The sequence below is a fragment of the Streptomyces sp. NPDC025721 genome, assembly GCF_055558595.1.
The window spans coordinates 1-13,048 of sequence record NZ_JBVHMF010000019.1; the positions used below are offsets into that span (position 1 = coordinate 1).

Consider the following 13,048-nt stretch of genomic DNA (forward strand, 5'->3'; position numbering starts at 1 on the left):
GTTGGGAGGGGGGGGGGTGTTGTAGGAACAAGCCTACCTTGGGAGGAAGACGGGAAAAGGTGGCGGGGAGAAGGGAGCACCCCTTCGGGTCGGGGGGGGGCCCCGCCCCCCCCCCCCCCCCCACCTGGGGTGCGATCACCCGCCCACCGCCGCCGTCCTCTGAGAGCTGCGACCGCCATGCTTCGATTCCTCGTCCGCCGGACGCTCGGCGCTCTGGTCATTCTTTTGTTCATCAGCGCCTTCACGTTCTTCCTCTTCTTCGCCATTCCGCACGACCCCGCGCTCCTTTCCTGCGGCAAGAACTGCACGCCGCAGAACATCGCGCTGATCCACCACAACCTGGGTCTCGACCACCCGGTGCCGGTCCAGTACTGGAACTACATGGTGCGGATATTCACCGGCCACAGGTTCAGTGCCGGCAACTGCCCCGCGCCCTGCCTCGGTTACTCGTTCGCCACGAGTGAGCCGGTCTGGCCGACCCTGATGAACCGCCTGCCCACGACCATCTCGCTCGCCGCGGGCGGCACCGTGGTCTTCCTGCTCGTCGGTCTCGGCTCCGGCATGCTGGCCGCCTGGAAGCGCGGCACGTTCATCGACAAGATCTTCAGCTCCGCGTCGCTGGTTCTCAGCTCGATGCAGATCTACTTCCTCGGCCCGATCGTGCTGGCCCTGCTGGTCTACAACAACCAGATCCTGGATCAGCCCAAGTACGTGCCGTTCACGCAGAATCCGCTCTCCTGGTTCAACGGACTGCTCATCCCATGGTGTGTGCTGTCGGTGATCTTCACCGCCAACTACACGCGTATGTCGCGCTCGACGATGATCGAGCAGCTACAGGAAGAACATGTACGGACCGCGCGTGCCAAGGGCATGTCGTCGGCGTACGTCTTCTTCCGGTACGCCTGGCGTGGCTCGCTGATCCCCATCGTCACGATCCTCGGTATCGACCTCGGCTCGCTGTTCGGCGGCGCGATGATCACCGAGTACACCTTCCAGCTCGCCGGGCTCGGCCGACTGGCGATCGACTCCGTGATGAAGACGGACCTGCCCATGCTCATGGGCGTGATGCTCTTCAGCGCCACCTTGATCGTCCTGTTCAACATCATCGTGGACGCCGCCTACGCGTTCATCGACCCGCGCGTGCGACTGTCCTAGGAGAACGTCAGTGACCACCATGACCAAGCCCGAGGAGGGCACGCACAAGGGCGGGTCGGACTCGTTCTTGTCCGTACGCGACCTGTACGTCCACTTCTCCACCGAGGACGGCACCGTCAAGGCCGTCGACGGTCTCTCCTTCGACCTGGAGCGCGGCCAGACGCTCGGTATCGTCGGTGAGTCCGGCTCCGGCAAGTCGGTGACGAACCTGTCGATCCTCGGGCTGCACAATCCGGCGACCACCGAGATCGCCGGGGAGATCATCCTGGACGGCCAGGAGCTGACCGGTGCGAGCAACCGCACGCTGGAGCGGCTGCGCGGCAACAAGATGGCGATGATCTTCCAGGACCCGCTGACCGCCCTGTCGCCGTACTACACGGTCGGCCGGCAGATCGCGGAGCCGTACCGGAAGCACCTGGGCGCCAGCAAGCGCGAGGGCCGGGACCGGGCGATCGAGATGCTGGAGAAGGTCGGCATCCCGCAGCCCAAGCAGCGCGTGGACGACTACCCGCACCAGTTCTCCGGCGGTATGCGGCAGCGCGCGATGATCGCGATGTCGCTGGTGTGCAACCCCGATCTGCTGATCGCCGACGAGCCGACCACCGCGCTCGACGTGACCGTGCAGGCCCAGATCCTGGACCTGCTCAAGGACCTCCAGCAGGAGTTCGGGTCCGCGATCATCCTGATCACCCACGACCTCGGTGTGGTCTCCAAGGTCGCCGACGACCTGCTCGTGATGTACGCCGGGCGCGCCGTGGAGCGCGGTTCGGTGCGGGAGATCGTCAAGGAGCCGCAGCACCCGTACACCTGGGGTCTGCTCAGCTCGATGCCGCGCCTCAGCGGCAATGTCGACGACCCGCTGACGCCGATTCCGGGCGCTCCGCCGAGCCTGCTCAGGCCGCCGACCGGCTGCCCGTTCCACCCGCGCTGCGAGTTCCCCGCGCTGGTCGGCGGCGACACCTGCGTCACGTCGCGGCCCGACCTGCCGGCTGGTCGCGGTTCCGCGTGCCATCTGACCGCGGAACAGCGGCAGTCCGTATTCATCGAGAAGATTCAGCCCCGGCTGGGCTGACCGGTCACCAGGGGCAGGCATACCACCATGAGCAACGACACCAGCGCTACCGTGACCGAAACGGTCCCGGAACAGCGCGACAAAAGGCCCGTCGGCGAGAAGCTGCTGGAGGTCAAGGACCTCACCAAGCACTTCCCGATCTACGGCGGCTTTCCGTTCAGGCGCCAAGTGGGCGCCGTCAGGGCCGTGGACGGGGTGGACCTGGAGGTCCACGCCGGCGAGAGCTTCGGCCTGGTGGGCGAGTCGGGCTGCGGCAAGTCGACGACCGGCCGGCTGATCACCCGGCTGCTGGAGCCGACCGGGGGCAGCGTGCTGTACCGGGGCCAGGAGATCGCGCACTCCTCGCGCAAGGAGCTGGCGCCGATCAGGTCCGAGATCCAGATGATCTTCCAGGACCCCTACTCGTCGCTGAACCCGCGCCAGACGGTCGGCACCATCATCGGCGGCCCGATGGAGATCAACGGGATCAACCCGCCCGGCGGGCGCGAGAAGCACGTGCGCGAGCTGCTGGAGACCGTCGGTCTCAACCCGGAGCACTACAACCGCTTCCCGCACGAGTTCTCCGGCGGTCAGCGGCAGCGCATCGGCGTGGCACGGGCGCTGGCCCTCAAGCCGAAGCTGATCGTGGCGGACGAGCCGGTGTCGGCGCTCGACGTGTCGATCCAGGCCCAGGTCGTCAACCTCCTGCAGAAGGTGCAGGAGGAGATGGGCATCGCGTTCCTGTTCATCGCGCACGACCTGGCGATCGTGCGGCACTTCTCGCAGCGCGTCGCGGTGATGTACCTGGGCAAGGTCGTGGAGGTCGGCGACCGCGACTCGATCTACCTGCGCCCGCGCCACCCGTACACCCACGCGCTGCTGTCCGCGGTGCCCGAGGTGGACGTGGACCACGCGGACGACCGCGAGCGGATCCGGCTGGCCGGTGACGTGCCGTCGCCGATCAACCCGCCGTCCGGCTGCCGCTTCCGCACCCGGTGCTGGAAGGCGCAGGACAAGTGCGCGACGGACGAACCGCCGCTGGTCCAGATCGACGGGAACACGGACGGGCACCTGACGGCCTGTCACTTCCCCGAAGAGCCGACGATCGCGGCGCGGGACGAGGACATCGTCCTCGACCCCGCGCTGGCCGCGATCGAGGAGGCGGCTGACAAGACCCTTTGACCCGGGCTCAGTTCAGCCTCCGCTCGGAAACGGTCCGTACCCGGACACCCCAGCACCACCCGGGTACGGACCGTCTCGCGTTGCCGGCGCCCGTCACACGCTCCCGGCCGCGGCGCGCGGTCAGTCGTTCGGGACGACCTGCTTCTCCTCGGCGAAGTGGCACGCCGAGTCGTGCTCGGCCGGGCCCGCCGTGCCGCGGAAGGCCGGGGGGATCGCCAGCAGCGGCTCCTCCAGGGTGCAGCGCTCCTGGGCCTTCCAGCAGCGGGTGCGGAAGCGGCAGCCGGAGGGCGGGTTGGCCGGGGAGGGCACGTCGCCGGAGAGGATGATCCGCTCGCGGTGCTCACGCGCGGCCGGGTCGGGGACCGGGACGGCGGAGAGCAGGGCCTGGGTGTACGGGTGCGTGGGGTGCTCGTAGATCGCCTCGTCGCCGCCGATCTCGACGATCTTGCCGAGGTACATCACGCCGACCCGGTCGGAGATGTGCCGGACGATCGACAGGTCGTGCGCGATGAACATGTAGGAGAGGTTGAACTCCTTCTGGAGATTGCCCATCAGGTTGATCACCTGGGCCTGCACCGACACGTCGAGCGCGGAGACCGGCTCGTCGGCCACGATGATCTCGGGGCGCAGCGCCAACCCCCGTGCGATGCCGATGCGTTGCCGCTGGCCGCCGGAGAACTGGTGCGGATACCGGTTGATGTACTCGGGGTTGAGGCCGACGACGTCGAGCAGGTCCTGCACGCGCTTGCGCCGGTCGCCCTTGGGCGCGACCTCGGGGTGGATCTCGTACGGCTCACCGATGATGTCGCCGACCGTCATACGGGGGTTCAGCGAGGTGTACGGGTCCTGGAACACCATCTGGATGTTGCGCCGGACGGCCTTCAGGGCCCGCCCCGACAGCTTGGTGATGTCGTCGCCCTTGTACAGGATGCGTCCGGCGGTGGGCACTTCGAGGTTCATCAGCAGCCGGGCGACGGTCGACTTGCCGCAGCCGGACTCGCCGACGATGCCCAGCGTCTCGCCGGGGAAGAGGTCGAAGGAGACACCGTCGACGGCCTTGACCGCGCCGATCTGCTTCTTGAACAGGATGCCCTGGGTCAGCGGGAAGTGCTTGACCAGGTCGCGTACTTCGAGGATCGGCTCGTGCGCCGCCTTGACCGGGTCCTTGTGCATGACGGGCTGTTCACTCACCGAGCGTCTCCTTCCAGAAGTGGCAGGCGCTCGCCCGGTCGGGGCTCACCTTCGCCAGCGGGGGCACATCGGTGCGGCAGATGTCCTGGGCCATCGGGCAGCGCGGGTTGAAGGCGCAACCGGGCGGAATGTGCAGCAGGTTGGGCGGCAGCCCCTTGATCGCGTACAGCTCCTGGCCCTTCTGGTCCAGCCGGGGAATCGACTGCAACAGGCCCTTGGTGTACGGGTGCGCGGGCCGCTTGTAGATCTCGTGGACCGGCGAGGTCTCCACGATCCGGCCCGCGTACATCACGGCGATCTTGTCGGCCACGTCGGCGACCACGCCCAGGTCGTGGGTGATGAGGATCAGGCCCATGTTGAACTCCCGCTGGAGTTCGGCCAGCAGGTCCATCACCTGCGCCTGCACCGTCACGTCGAGCGCGGTCGTCGGCTCGTCCGCGATGATCAGCGCGGGTTCCAGGGCCATCGCCATGGCGATCATCACGCGCTGCCGCATACCGCCGGAGAACTGGTGCGGGTACTGCTTGACGCGTTCGGCGGCGGCGGGGATGCGGACCCGTTCCATCAGCTCTACGGCCTTGATCCGCGAGTCCTTCTTCGACATGCCCTGGTGGGTGGTGAACATCTCGCCGAGCTGTTCCCCCACGGTGAGCACGGGGTTGAGGGACGACAGCGCGTCCTGGAAGACCATCGCCATCTTCGCGCCGCGGACCTTGCGCCGCTCCTCGCCGACCATCGTCAGCAGGTTCTTGCCCTGGAAGACGATCTCGCCCTTGGTGATGAAGCCGGGCGGCGAGTCGAGGATGCCCATGATGGCCTGCGCGGTCACGGACTTGCCGGAGCCGGACTCGCCGAGCACGGCCAGCGTCTCGCCCTCGGCCACCGAGTAGGTGACGCCGTTGACCGCCTTGGCGACCCCGTCCCTGGTACGGAATTCGACGTGCAGATCGTGGACGTCCAGCAGGTTGCCGCTGGGCGGGGCGCTGGTGTGTTCTGCGGCCAGGTACTCGGTGCTCATGTACGGGCTCCTCAGCGCAGCTTGGGGTCGAGGGCGTCGCGCACCGCGTCGCCGAGCATGATGAAGGCCAGCACGGTGATGCTCAGCGCGCCCGCGGGCCACAGCAGCATGTGCGGCGCGTTGCGGATCTGCGAGGACGCGTCGGAGATGTCGATGCCCCAGGAGACGGTGGGCGGTTTGAGGCCCACGCCGAGGTAGGACAAGGTCGCCTCCAGCGCGATGTACGTACCCAGCGCGATGGTGCCGACGACGATGACCGGCGCGACGGCGTTGGGCGTGATGTGCCGCAGCAGGATGCGGGAGTTGCCCGCGCCCAGCGCCCGCGCGGCCTGCACGTAGTCGTTCTCCCGCGAGGTGATCACCGAGCCGCGGGCGATACGGGCGATCTGCGGCCAGCCGAGCAGCACCATGAAGCCGATGACCGGCCAGACGGTGCTGTTGGTGACCACGGACAGGAAGACCAGGCCGCCGAGGATGACCGGGATGCCGAAGAAGATGTCGCTGATCCGGGAGAGGACCGCGTCCCACCAGCCGCCGAAGAACCCGGCGAGGCCGCCGAGGACGCTGCCGAGGAGGACCACGCCCAGGGTCGCGCAGACGCCGACGGTGACCGAGGCGCGGGCGCCGTAGACCACGCGCGTGTAGACGTCGCGGCCCTGCTGGTCGTAGCCGAAGGGGTGGCCGGGGCTCGCGCCCTGCTGGGCCTTGGACAGGTCGGCCTTCAGCGGGTCCTGGGTGGCGATCAGTCCGGGCCAGATCGAGATGATCACCAGGAAGAGGATGATCAGCGCGGCGATGATGAAGATGGGATTGCGCCGCAGGTCGCGCCAGGCGTCCGACCACAGGCTGCGCGGCTTCTCCGCGGGGTCGCCGCCGTCGGGCCCCGGCCCCTTCTCCAGTGACCCGGCCTCCTCCGCCGCCAGGTCGAAGCCGCCGCCACCGCCCGCGGCCGAGACGGACTGGCCGGGGTCGAGCGGGTTGCTCTGTTCAGGCATAACGAATCCTCGGGTCCAGGACCGCGTACAGCAGGTCGACTAGCAGATTCGCCAGCAGGAAGACCAGCACCAGGATCGTGACGAAGCCGACCACCGTCGGCGAGTTGTTGCGCAGGATGCCCTGGTAGAGCTGGAAGCCGACGCCGTGGATGTTGAAGATGCGCTCGGTGACGATCGCGCCGCCCATCAGGCCGCCGATGTCGGTGCCGATGAAGGTGACCACCGGGATCAGCGAGTTGCGCAGCAGGTGCCGGAAGATCACCTTGCGGCGTGGCAGGCCCTTGGCGACGGCGGTGCGCAGATAGTCAGCGCGGGTGTTCTCGGCGATCGAGGTACGGGTCAGCCGGGTGACGTACGCGAGCGAGACCAGGGCGAGGACCAGGCCCGGCAGGATCAGTTCGTTGAACGGGGCGCTGGGCGAGACCGAGGGGCTGACCCAGCCGAGCTTCACGCCGAACAGGTACTGGAGCACGTAGCCGGTCACGAACGTGGGCACCGAGATGACGACCAGGGTCATCAGCAGCACCCCGGTGTCGATCGGCTTGCCGCGCCGCATGCCGGTGATCACGCCGAGCAGGATGCCGATGATGATCTCGAAGATGATGGCGACGATGGTGAGCCGGATGGTGACCGGGAAGGCGCTGCCCATCAGGGAGGTGACGGACTGCCCGTTGAAGGCGGTGCCGAAGTCGCCGCGGAAGATGTTCCCCATGTAGAGCAGGTACTGCTTCCACAGCGGGTCGTTCAGGTGCAGGTCCGAGCGGATCTGGGCAGCGGTGGCGGGGTCCGGTGCGCGGTCGCCGAAGAGCGCGGCGACGGGGTCGCCGAGCGCGTAGACCATGAGGAAGATCAGGAATGTGCTGCCGATGAACACCGGGATCATCTGGAGCAGCCGCCGGATCACATAGCGTCCCATGCGGTGCCTTCCGAAGGGCCTTCCGAGCAGTGACGGGGAGGGGCGGGAAGCGGAGCGGCCGGAGGCCGCACCGGGTTACCGGTGCGGCCTCCGGCGGACGTCACTTGACCTTGATCTCGTTGTAGACCGGGACGCTGAACGGGTTCAGCTCGACGTTGGTGATCTTGTCGGAGTACCCGGCGCTGCCGTTCTGGTACCACAGCGGGATCGCGGGCATGTCCTTGACGAGCTGGCGCTCGGCGTCCTGGAAGAGGCCGACGGCCTTGGCGGTGTCGGTCTCGGCGTTGGCCTGGTTGACCAGCTTGTCGAAGTTGGCGTTGCTGTAGTGCGAGTCGTTGGACGACGCGTTGGTGTAGTACAGCGGCTGGAGGAAGTTCTGGATCAGCGGGTAGTCCATCTGCCAGCCGGACCGGAACGGGTTGTCCATCTGCTTGTTGACGATCTTGTTGCGGAAGTCGGCGAAGGTGCCGGTGGGGCTGCCGACGCACGCCTTGTTGTTGCCCAGCACGTTGTTGATGCTGTTGCAGACCGCGTCGACCCACTCCTTGTGGGAGCCGGTGTCCGCGTTGTAGCCGATGGTGATGCTGCCGCCCGGCAGGCCGCCGCCCTCCTGGATGAGCTGCTTGGCCTTGGCCGCGTCGTACGTGCACTCGGCGCCGCACAGGCCGGCCTTGTAGCCGCCGGACGCGCCCAGCACCGGGGAGGTCCAGTCGGTGGCCGGGGTGCGGGTGTTCTGGAAGATCTGCTGGGTGATCTGCTGGCGGTTGATCGCCATCGACAGGCCCTGCCGGACCTTCGCGGAGTTCGCGGACGACCAGCGCGAGTTGTACAGCGGGAAGGCGAGGGTCTGGATGATGCCGGCGGGCTGGTTGATGTACCGGTCGCCGAGGTCGCTCTTGACGTTCTTGAGCTGCGAGGCCGGGATGTCGTCGACCAGGTCCAGGTTGCCCGCCTGGAGGTCGGTGTAGGCGGTGTTGTTGTCGGTGTAGACCCGCAGGTCGACGCCGCCGTTCTGGGCCGGGTCCGGGCCCTTGTAGCCGTCCCACTTGCGCAGGCTCATCTGCGAGCCCTTGCTGTACGACTGGATGGTGTACGGGCCGTCGCCGATCGGCTTCTTCAGCCAGGCGGCGTGGTCGTCGAAGAACGCCTTCGGCAGCGGGTAGTACGCCGAGTACCCGAGGGTGTCGGGGAAGGTGGAGAACTTCTGGTTGAGCTTCACCTTGAACTCGGTGTCGCTGACCTTGGTCAGACCGGAGAGCGTGGTCGCGGAGGACTTGGCGCCCGCGGTGTCCGGGTGGACCTTGTCGTACCCGTCGATGTACTGGAAGAAGTACGCGTTGATCTGGGCGTTCTTCAGCAGCGCGCCGTAGTTCCAGGCGTTGATGAAGGAATCGGAGGTGACCTTCTCGCCGTTGCTGAAGGTCCAGTCCGACTTGATCTTGATGTCGAAGGTCTGCGAGTCGGTGGTGGTGATCGAGTCGGCGATCATGTCGGTCGCCTTGCCGGTCTTCGGGTCGTACTTCTTCAGGCCGCGGAAGACCATGTCGAGCACCTTGCCGCCCTGCACCTCATTGGTGTTGGCGGGCTCCAGCGGGTTCTGCGGGTCGCCCCAGGAAGCGCGCACGACGCCGGAGCCGCTGCCGCCGCCGCCCCCACCGCTGTTGTTGCTGCTGCTGCCGCAGGCGGCGGCTGCCAGGGCGACGGCCGTCGCACAGACGGCCCACTTCAAGCGCGTGGCTCCGCGCATCGCGTGCCTCCTCATGGATCACAAATGACACTTAGTCACCCATGACACCGCAATAGAGCCAAAGTCGCACTTCTACTACTCCGTGTCGGCATGTCCAATGCGTTGGCCATGGCGCAACGCACTGTCAGAAAGCCGTGTCACAGCCCGCATGAAGTGACCTGTCCGCGTCAAAAATGGAGGCGGCCGCGCCCGCTCGCCCGTCCGGTCCCGTGCGGCGCGGGAGAGCGGCACCGTCCGAGGACGTGTCCGGCGGATACCCGGTGGCGCCGGGCGCCGGGATCGGGAAGGCTCGGGCCATGGTCTCGGTAGTGCAGAACGTGGCGATCGACTGTGCGGACGCCTACGGCCTGGCTCTCTTCTGGAGCGGCGTCACCGGCCGTCCGCTGGATCCGGAGGACCGGCCGGGCGACCCGGAGGTCCAAGTGCTCCTCGCAGACGGCCCCCTGCTCCACTTCAACCAGGTGCCCGAGCCCAAGACGGTCAAGAACCGCGTCCACCTGTGCCTGCGCCCCGACACCACCCGCGACGAGGAGGTCGACCGCCTCCTCGCCCTCGGCGCCACCCTCCTCACCGACCGCCGCAACCCCGACGGCACCGGCTGGGCCGTCCTCACCGACCCCGAGGGCAACGAATTCTGCGTCCTGCGCAGCCAAGCCGACCGCGAGGCCGCCCACGCCTGACGGCCACGCCTGACGCGCGCGAGAGGGGCGCCCCCCGGGGTGGGGGGCGCCCCTGTGGGGTGGGGGATCGTCAGGCGGCGCCGACGACGTCCTTTTCTTCGGCGAAGTGGCAGGCCGACTCGTGGGTGGCCGGGGTGGAGCCGCCCTGGAAGCGGGCGGGGATCGCCAGCAGCGGGGTCTCCTCGGCGCAGCGGGACTCGGCCTTCCAGCAGCGGGTGCGGAAGCGGCAGCCGGAGGGCGGGTTGGCCGGGGAAGGCACGTCGCCGGAGAGGATGATCCGCTCGCGGTGCTCACGCGCGGCCGGGTCCGGGACCGGGACGGCGGAGAGCAGGGCCTGGGTGTAGGGGTGGGTCGGGTGCTCGTAGATCTCGGTGTCGGTGCCGATCTCCGCCATCCGCCCGAGGTACATCACGCCGACGCGGTCGGAGATGTGCCGGACGATCGACAGGTCGTGCGCGATGAAGAGGTAGGAGAGGGTGAACTCGTCCTGGAGCTTCTCCATCAGGTTGATGACCTGGGCCTGCACCGAGACGTCGAGCGCGGAGACCGGCTCGTCGCAGATGATGATCTCCGGGTTGAGCGCCAACCCCCGTGCGATGCCGATGCGTTGCCGCTGGCCGCCGGAGAACTGGTGCGGATACCGGTTGATGTACTCGGGGTTGAGGCCGACCACGTCCAGCAGGTCCTCGACACGCTTGCGGCGCGACCCCTTGGGAGCCACCTCGGGGTGGATGTCGAAGGGCTCACCGATGATGTCGCCGACGGTCATACGGGGGTTGAGCGAGGTGTACGGGTCCTGGAACACCATCTGGATGTTGCGCCGGACCGCCTTCAGGGCCCGCCCGGTCAGCTTGGTGATGTCCTCGCCCTTGTAGAACACCTCGCCCGCGGTGGCCTGTTCGAGGTTCATCAGCAGCTTGGCGACCGTGGACTTGCCGCAGCCGGACTCGCCGACGATGCCGAGCGTCTCGCCCCGGTAGAGGTCGAAGGAGATCCCGTCGACCGCCTTGACCGCGCCGACCTGCTTCTTGAACAGGATGCCCTGCGTCAGCGGGAAGTGCTTCACCAGGTTCCGCACCTGGAGGATGGGTTCACCCCGGTTCGAGAGGTCACTCACCGAGCGTCTCCTTCCAGAAGTGGCAGGCACTGCCGCGCCCGTCGCCGATCGTGTGCAGCACGGGCACCTCGGTCCGGCAGATGTCCTGGGCCATCGGGCAGCGCGGGTTGAAGGCGCAGCCCGACGGGATACGCAGCAGGTTGGGCGGCAGCCCCTTGATCGCGTACAGCTCCTGGCCCTTCTGGTCCAGCCGGGGAATCGACTGGAGCAGGCCCTTGGTGTACGGGTGCGCCGGGTTCTTGTAGATCTCGTGGACCGGCGAGCTCTCGACGATCCGGCCCGCGTACATCACCGCGATCTTGTCGGCCACGTCCGCGACCACACCCAGGTCGTGGGTGATCAGGATCAGGCCCATGTTGAACTCCCGCTGGAGTTCGGCCAGCAGATCCATCACCTGCGCCTGCACGGTGACGTCGAGCGCGGTCGTCGGCTCGTCCGCGATGATGAGGTCGGGTTCGAGGGCGAGCGCCATCGCGATCATGATGCGCTGCCGCATACCGCCGGAGAACTGGTGCGGGTAGTCGTTCACCCGCTCCTTCGCCGCCGGGATGCGCACCCGGTCCATCAGCTCGACCGCCTTGGCCTTGGCGGCCTTGCGGGACAGGCCCTGGTGCACCCGGAACATCTCGCCGAGCTGGTAGCCCACCGACAGCACCGGGTTGAGGGACGACAGCGCGTCCTGGAAGATCATCGCGATCTTCCGGCCGCGCAGCTTGCGCCGCTCCTCGCCGGACATCGTGAGCATGTCGCGGCCCTGGAACAGGATCTCGCCCTGCGGGATACGGCCGGGCGGCATATCGAGGATGCCCATGATCGCCTGCGCGGTCACGGACTTGCCCGAGCCGGACTCGCCGAGCACGGCCAGCGTCTCCCCGGCGTTCACCGAGTAGTTGACGCCGTTCACGGCCTTGGCGACACCGTCGCGGGTGTGGAACTCGACGTGCAGGTCCCGTACTTCGAGCAGCGGAGCCGTCGGCACGCCGGGCGCCGGGGCGCTCGCGGTCTCATCGATGACAGTCAACGCCGTACCTCCTAGCGCAGCTTGGGGTCGAGGGCGTCGCGCACCGCGTCGCCGAGCATGATGAACGCCAGCACCGTCACGCTGAGCGCGCCCGCGGGCCACAGCAGCATGTGCGGCGCGTTGCGGATCTGGGTGGACGCCTGGGAGATGTCGATGCCCCAGGAGACGGCCGGCGGCTTGAGGCCCACGCCGAGGAACGACAGCGTCGCCTCCAGCGAGATGTACGTGCCCAGCGCGATCGTCGCGACCACGATGATCGGGGCGAGCGCGTTGGGCGCGATGTGCCGCAGCAGCATCCGCGCGTTGCCCGCGCCGAGTGCCCGCGCCGCCTGCACGTAGTCCTGCTGCTTGGCCGTGATGACCGAGCCGCGCGCGATACGCGCGATCTGCGGCCAGCCCAGCAGGATCATGAAGAGCGAAACGGTGGTGACGCTGCCGCCCTTGACCACGGACAGGAAGACGATGCCGCCGAGCAGGATCGGGATGCCGAAGAAGATGTCGCTGATCCGGGAGAGGATCGAGTCCCACCAGCCGCCGAAGTAACCGGCCAGGCCGCCGAGCAGCGAGCCCAGCACGGTGACGCCGAGGGTCGCGAAGATGCCGACCGACACCGAGGCGCGCGCGCCGTAGACGGTGCGGGTGTAGACGTCGCAGCCCTGCTGGTCGAAGCCGAAGGGGTGCCCGGAGGTCGCCCCGTTCTGCGACTTGGCGAGGTCGCAGGAGAGCGGGCTGCCCCCGGCGATCAGGCTGGGCCAGATCGAGATGACGACCAGGAAGAGGATCAGCAGCCCGGACACGTAGAACATCGGCTTGCGGCTGAGGTCGTGCCAGGCGTCGTTCCACAGGCTGCGCGGCTTCTCGCGCTCCGCGTCACGCGACGGCTTCGACGGCTCCCCCGGGCCGCGCGGTCCGTCCACGGGCAGCCCGGCGGGCGCAGTGGATATCGCGTTCGCGGCGCTCCGGGCGTCGGACATC

General features: G+C 67.9%; 12 protein-coding genes. 4 read left to right on the forward strand and 8 right to left on the reverse strand.

Going from position 1 to position 13,048, the window contains the following annotated elements; genetic code table 11:
• The first annotated feature begins 177 nt into the window (after positions 1-177).
• From ACZ4EF_RS24355 to ACZ4EF_RS24365, 3 genes are read left to right on the forward strand one after another with little or no spacing between them, the layout of a single operon-like run.
• On the forward strand, positions 178-1,155 hold the full coding sequence (locus ACZ4EF_RS24355; RefSeq protein ID WP_355348256.1) for an ABC transporter permease: 978 nt from the start codon (positions 178-180) through the stop codon (positions 1,153-1,155).
• Positions 1,156-1,165: 10 nt separating this feature from the next.
• Positions 1,166-2,227, forward strand: a complete 1,062-nt coding sequence (locus ACZ4EF_RS24360; protein ID WP_391049281.1) for an ABC transporter ATP-binding protein — start codon at positions 1,166-1,168, stop codon at positions 2,225-2,227.
• A gap of 27 nt (positions 2,228-2,254) precedes the next feature.
• Complete coding sequence (locus ACZ4EF_RS24365; RefSeq protein ID WP_391049279.1) at positions 2,255-3,388, forward strand: ABC transporter ATP-binding protein; 1,134 nt, start codon at positions 2,255-2,257, stop codon at positions 3,386-3,388.
• Positions 3,389-3,508: 120 nt separating this feature from the next.
• Here the strand turns inward: ACZ4EF_RS24365 and ACZ4EF_RS24370 are convergent, their stop codons facing one another.
• From ACZ4EF_RS24370 to ACZ4EF_RS24390, 5 genes are all read right to left on the reverse strand, one after another.
• The gene (locus ACZ4EF_RS24370; RefSeq protein ID WP_401852792.1) at positions 3,509-4,561 is read right to left on the reverse strand and encodes an ABC transporter ATP-binding protein; all 1,053 of its coding nucleotides are present in this window, start codon (positions 4,559-4,561) and stop codon (positions 3,509-3,511) included.
• Positions 4,562-4,571: 10 nt separating this feature from the next.
• Positions 4,572-5,597, reverse strand: a complete 1,026-nt coding sequence (locus ACZ4EF_RS24375) for an ABC transporter ATP-binding protein (RefSeq protein WP_355348260.1) — start codon at positions 5,595-5,597, stop codon at positions 4,572-4,574.
• An 11-nt stretch (positions 5,598-5,608) separates the two neighbouring features.
• Positions 5,609-6,592: an ABC transporter permease gene (locus tag ACZ4EF_RS24380; RefSeq protein WP_355348263.1), complete on the reverse strand. Its 984-nt coding sequence runs from the start codon at positions 6,590-6,592 to the stop codon at positions 5,609-5,611.
• On the reverse strand, positions 6,585-7,508 hold the full coding sequence (locus ACZ4EF_RS24385) for an ABC transporter permease (protein ID WP_355348266.1): 924 nt from the start codon (positions 7,506-7,508) through the stop codon (positions 6,585-6,587). Before ACZ4EF_RS24385 ends, ACZ4EF_RS24380 begins: the two co-directional genes overlap by 8 nt.
• Positions 7,509-7,608: 100 nt before the next feature.
• Positions 7,609-9,255 (reverse strand): peptide ABC transporter substrate-binding protein, encoded by a 1,647-nt coding sequence (locus ACZ4EF_RS24390; RefSeq protein ID WP_355348269.1) that lies wholly within the window; start codon positions 9,253-9,255, stop codon positions 7,609-7,611.
• A 296-nt stretch (positions 9,256-9,551) separates the two neighbouring features.
• Between ACZ4EF_RS24390 and ACZ4EF_RS24395 the strand changes: the two genes are divergently transcribed.
• The gene (locus tag ACZ4EF_RS24395; protein ID WP_467506389.1) at positions 9,552-9,935 is read left to right on the forward strand and encodes a VOC family protein; all 384 of its coding nucleotides are present in this window, start codon (positions 9,552-9,554) and stop codon (positions 9,933-9,935) included.
• A gap of 70 nt (positions 9,936-10,005) precedes the next feature.
• On the opposite strand, the gene ACZ4EF_RS24400 is transcribed toward ACZ4EF_RS24395, so the two are convergent.
• From ACZ4EF_RS24400 to ACZ4EF_RS24410, 3 genes are read right to left on the reverse strand one after another with little or no spacing between them, the layout of a single operon-like run.
• Positions 10,006-11,082 (reverse strand): ABC transporter ATP-binding protein, encoded by a 1,077-nt coding sequence (locus ACZ4EF_RS24400; protein ID WP_355348275.1) that lies wholly within the window; start codon positions 11,080-11,082, stop codon positions 10,006-10,008.
• Positions 11,045-12,073: an ABC transporter ATP-binding protein gene (locus ACZ4EF_RS24405; RefSeq protein ID WP_355348278.1), complete on the reverse strand. Its 1,029-nt coding sequence runs from the start codon at positions 12,071-12,073 to the stop codon at positions 11,045-11,047. Before ACZ4EF_RS24405 ends, ACZ4EF_RS24400 begins: the two co-directional genes overlap by 38 nt.
• A gap of 11 nt (positions 12,074-12,084) precedes the next feature.
• A complete protein-coding gene (locus ACZ4EF_RS24410) occupies positions 12,085-13,047 on the reverse strand; it encodes an ABC transporter permease (RefSeq protein WP_355348360.1) in 963 nt (320 codons plus the stop codon).
• Position 13,048 lies beyond the last annotated feature (1 nt).

Coding starts and splice junctions, on each gene's coding strand:
- ACZ4EF_RS24355 (WP_355348256.1), top strand. CDS start 178: ATGCTTCGATTCCTCGTCCGCCGGACGCTCGGCGCTCTGGTCATTCTT.
- ACZ4EF_RS24365 (WP_391049279.1), top strand. CDS start 2,255: ATGAGCAACGACACCAGCGCTACCGTGACCGAAACGGTCCCGGAACAG.
- ACZ4EF_RS24370 (WP_401852792.1), bottom strand. CDS start 4,561: ATGCACAAGGACCCGGTCAAGGCGGCGCACGAGCCGATCCTCGAAGTA.
- ACZ4EF_RS24375 (WP_355348260.1), bottom strand. CDS start 5,597: ATGAGCACCGAGTACCTGGCCGCAGAACACACCAGCGCCCCGCCCAGC.
- ACZ4EF_RS24380 (WP_355348263.1), bottom strand. CDS start 6,592: ATGCCTGAACAGAGCAACCCGCTCGACCCCGGCCAGTCCGTCTCGGCC.
- ACZ4EF_RS24385 (WP_355348266.1), bottom strand. CDS start 7,508: ATGGGACGCTATGTGATCCGGCGGCTGCTCCAGATGATCCCGGTGTTC.
- ACZ4EF_RS24390 (WP_355348269.1), bottom strand. CDS start 9,255: ATGCGCGGAGCCACGCGCTTGAAGTGGGCCGTCTGTGCGACGGCCGTC.
- ACZ4EF_RS24395 (WP_467506389.1), top strand. CDS start 9,552: ATGGTCTCGGTAGTGCAGAACGTGGCGATCGACTGTGCGGACGCCTAC.
- ACZ4EF_RS24410 (WP_355348360.1), bottom strand. CDS start 13,047: ATGTCCGACGCCCGGAGCGCCGCGAACGCGATATCCACTGCGCCCGCC.